Below are 3,831 nucleotides of genomic sequence, written 5' to 3' on the forward strand. Positions count from 1 at the left end.
CTCCAATACGGATCTCTCCAATACTGCAAGTCTCAACAACAAGACCGTTGGTGTACAGCTGGGGACCACCGGCCATATCTTCCTTGATGATTTCGACCAGAGTCGTGATGACTTCAGTGTAATTATCAAGGCCTATGATGAGGTTGGCTTTGCCATCGAGGATATGCTCAACGGCAATCTTGATGCAGTGGTCACCGACTCTGTCATCGCCAGTGACTTCGTCATGACCAATGACAACTATGCCAACAAACTGAAGATCACCGGTAGTGCCAGTGACTTGGGAGAGCCTGAGCCGATTGCCATTGCAACCCTGAAGGGTAACAGTGAAGTACTGGACCTGGTCAACAATGGTTTGAAGACCATGGAAGAGAATGGAACAATGGATGCACTGAAAGAGAAGTGGGGCATCATCTAAACAAACCTTGTTTCACTACTGTTGCAGCCGCCGTGAGGCGGCTGTACTGTTTATCGGGAATATGTGAATATTTATACATATTAGCTTGACTTTACATGCATGATTATGTAGTACTTCCCTTATATCATGTAGAATGTGAGATTATATGGAAAAACAACCATTTGACAATGAAACAATGAGAATGCAGAAGATACGGGACCAGGTTGTCTCTGTTGACCCAACTGCACAGAAAAAAAAGGCACTCACCATCCAGATGACCGATGGTGTGCTCATTCCGCGTAAGGATGATGGACATGTACTGAATTCATGGAGGATTACCTTCTTCAGTGCAATCCTCTTGCTTACTGGCCTGGTTATGTTCAAACCCCAACCCTATCGGGATATTTTCATGGTGACCATCAAGGGAACCCCGGTAACATTCCAGGCTACGATCTTCGCAATTTTTGGTGCCTTGATGATTGGAACTATCACTGGCCTTGGCTCGGTGAGTAAACGGCGCTGGGTCAATATGATCAGCGGGGTCTATGTGGAATTGATCCGGGGTATTCCCCTCCTTGTCCAGTTGATCTTCATCTACTATGCAATGGGCCGTTTCTTCAAGATACAGGGGATGGTTGCAGCAGTCGTTGCACTCTCCATCTGTTTCGGCGCTTACATGGGTGAAATCGTACGGGCAGGTATACAGGCAATACCCAGGGGACAGATGGAAGCTGCCATTGCCCTGGGGTTGAGCCGCTCCCAGGCCTTTCGCTATGTCATTCTCCCCCAGACGGTTAAGGTAATACTTCCAGCAATCGGAAACGAGTTCATCTCGATGCTCAAGGATTCATCCCTGGTATCTACAATTGCACTCAGTGACATCCTGAGAAAAGGAAGGGAGTATATCAGTCGGACCTTCCTCTCCTTGGAAACCATGTTGGTTGTTGCGCTCATATACCTCATCATCACCCTCCTGCTCTCCCGCTTGGTAGGCATCCTGGAGGAAAGGTTGCATCAGAATGGCTAGAATACGTATTGAAGATCTCTCAAAGGATTATATCACCGCAAACAAGGCCTTGGTGAAAGCTGTCAAACACGCTGATCTTACGGTGGAAAATGGTGAAGTTGTTGTTATCATCGGTCCATCGGGTAGTGGAAAATCCACCTTGCTCAGAAGTGTCAATAAATTGGAAAACCCAACTGGTGGAAAAATCTTCATCGATGAGGATGAGGTAACAGACCCACATGTGGATTTGAGAAAGATTCGTGAGGAAGTAGGAATGGTGTTCCAGTCCTTTAACCTGTTCCCCCACCTTTCTGTCATGCAGAACATCACCCTCGCCCCTGTGAAAGTAAGAAAAATGTCACAAAAGAAGGCTGAGGAAAAAGCAATGGACTTATTGAAGCTGGTAGGGCTTGAGGAAAAGGCTGACGTACATCCACCCCAGCTCTCGGGCGGGCAGCAGCAGCGTGTTGCCATTGCACGTGCATTGGCAATGGAACCGAAGGTTATGCTCTTCGATGAACCCACCAGCGCTCTCGATCCAGAGATGATCAAGGAAGTGCTTGATGTCATGCTCAAACTTGCAAAGAGTGGCATGACCATGCTTCTGGTCACCCACGAGATGGGATTTGCCAAGGCAGCTGCTTCAAAGGTTGTCTTCATGGACGAGGGACGGATTGTGGAAATCGGTACACCAGATGAGATATTTTCCCATCCAAAAAGTGAACGAACAAAACTCTTTTTGGAGCATATCCTTTGAATAGGGCCTCAGGGCCCTTTTTTTTGCTCCTGATAGATTTCTACTAGTAGCCAAACAGCAGAAATCTACCATTGCCGAGAAACAGGCACATCGCTAAGGTATCCAGCAACAGGAGGCATCACCGATGCAACGTTTCAATGCTTGGCTAGAGGACCATATCACCCTTCACTCCTATGATGACCCGAAGGCGGAAAAGGAAAACGCAATAACACATGTCGTGGGAGCAGTTCTTGCGCTCATCGCACTCATCTCCATCCTCTTCAAGCTTCCTTCCCTCGCCAGTACATCCCTCAAGGTAGGTTTGGTCATCTGGGGATTGACCATGTTGTTGCTCTATAGTTCATCTGCTCTCTATCACTCCCTACCCCATGGGAATGGTAAACGGCTCTGCAGGGTTCTGGATCATAGCAACATCTACTTCCTGATTGCAGGAACCTATACACCATTGATGATGTACATCGGGACTCCTGTTGCTTACCGGATTACGATGCTGGTCTGGTTGGTTGCGGTAACAGGTATCGTCTTCACCCTCATTTTCTGGGGAAAGGCCAAGGTATTGCATGTTCTGCTCTATCTTGCCATGGGATGGCTGATTGTATTCTTCTGGAAGGATATTGTGCCCTACATCCCTTCTGATTTGATTAAATGGATCATCGCAGCGGGACTTACCTACAGTTTCGGGGTGATCTTTTACGCAAGTAAACGCCTCCCCCACTACCATGCCATCTGGCATTTGTTCTGTATCGGGGGAAGCGCTCTGTTCTACGTCGGTTATATGCTTACTCTTGTGTGAGCAACCGGTCAATGTTCTCCTGCAGTGCAGTCTCACTGACATACCCGAGATAGCCGTTAGCAATTGAGCCATCAGCATTGAAGAATACGGTGGTCGGCAGGCTGTTTGTCTGGAAGATGTAGGCAAAGATTCCTTCATCCGTGTAGACAGGACCTGTGAACGGAAAATCCTCCATGAACTTGGTAAGGGTTTCCAGTGTTTCTCGTTGCCCATCCATTGCGTTGAGGAAGATGAAGCTGATCTGATCACCATAGGTATCATAAGCGGCCTGGAAGTGAGGAAGTTCCTGCTTGCAGGGAGGGCACCAGGAAGCGAAATAGTTGATGATTGCCGGTTTTCCCTGCCGTACGGCATCAAAACTGGTCTCTTCCCCGTCAAGGGTGAAGAGAGGAATATCAGGCATCTTTGGCGCTTCCTCAGCAGGAGCATCTGCAGCAGCTTCCGTTTCAGGGGCATCGGCCTCTTCGTCAGCTGTTGCCTCAGGAGGAGTCGCTACCGGCTCATCAACTGCAGAACTTGTTGTGGCCACAGCTGGCTCTTCTACTGCATCAATTGATGGTGCAACGGCAACAGGTTTTTCTACAGCAGTGGGAATATTCGTAAGATTCGGGGTGAGTGAGACAGATGGAGCGCTGCTCTCCTTGAGTGCATTGTATGCAACTGAGGCGACGACAATGATTACGATGAATGAAATCAGGGTTATCATAAGGGTACGGGTATTTTTTTTCATGAAAAACTCCTAAAGAAATAGTGCGGCCGGAGTGAATCCCAAGGTCAAGACAATGCCGAAGGCCAGAAGGAAGAATCCGCTGATTATCGTGATAAGCTTCGAATGTTTCTTAATTGCTGCAAAGACACTTTCAAGCTGCTCGAGCAAGATT

The 3,831-nt window shown here is 48.0% G+C and carries 4 protein-coding genes and 1 pseudogene; 4 read left to right on the plus strand and 1 reads right to left on the minus strand.

The genetic code is table 11. The features are described from left to right. The 4 genes and pseudogenes from AB7S66_RS11885 to trhA all read left to right on the plus strand — a co-directional run. Positions 1-415, plus strand: a pseudogene (locus tag AB7S66_RS11885) (basic amino acid ABC transporter substrate-binding protein); the annotation flags it as partial. 145 nt (positions 416-560) lie between these two features. Beyond that, on the plus strand, positions 561-1,421 hold the full coding sequence (locus AB7S66_RS11890; RefSeq protein WP_428520277.1) for an amino acid ABC transporter permease: 861 nt from the start codon (positions 561-563) through the stop codon (positions 1,419-1,421). Continuing rightward, entirely contained in the window at positions 1,414-2,157 is a 744-nt protein-coding gene (locus AB7S66_RS11895) for an amino acid ABC transporter ATP-binding protein (RefSeq protein WP_428520279.1), read from the plus strand. Before AB7S66_RS11890 ends, AB7S66_RS11895 begins: the two co-directional genes overlap by 8 nt. 124 nt (positions 2,158-2,281) lie before the next feature. Then, positions 2,282-2,950, plus strand: a complete 669-nt coding sequence (trhA, locus tag AB7S66_RS11900) for a PAQR family membrane homeostasis protein TrhA (protein ID WP_428520281.1) — start codon at positions 2,282-2,284, stop codon at positions 2,948-2,950. On the opposite strand, the gene AB7S66_RS11905 is transcribed toward trhA, so the two are convergent. Continuing rightward, the gene (locus AB7S66_RS11905) at positions 2,937-3,680 is read right to left on the minus strand and encodes a redoxin family protein (protein ID WP_428520283.1); all 744 of its coding nucleotides are present in this window, start codon (positions 3,678-3,680) and stop codon (positions 2,937-2,939) included. The genes trhA and AB7S66_RS11905 overlap by 14 nt on opposite strands. Positions 3,681-3,831 lie beyond the last annotated feature (151 nt).

Source organism: Sphaerochaeta sp., assembly GCF_050178175.1.
In the GTDB taxonomy this organism is placed as follows: domain Bacteria; phylum Spirochaetota; class Spirochaetia; order Sphaerochaetales; family Sphaerochaetaceae; genus Sphaerochaeta.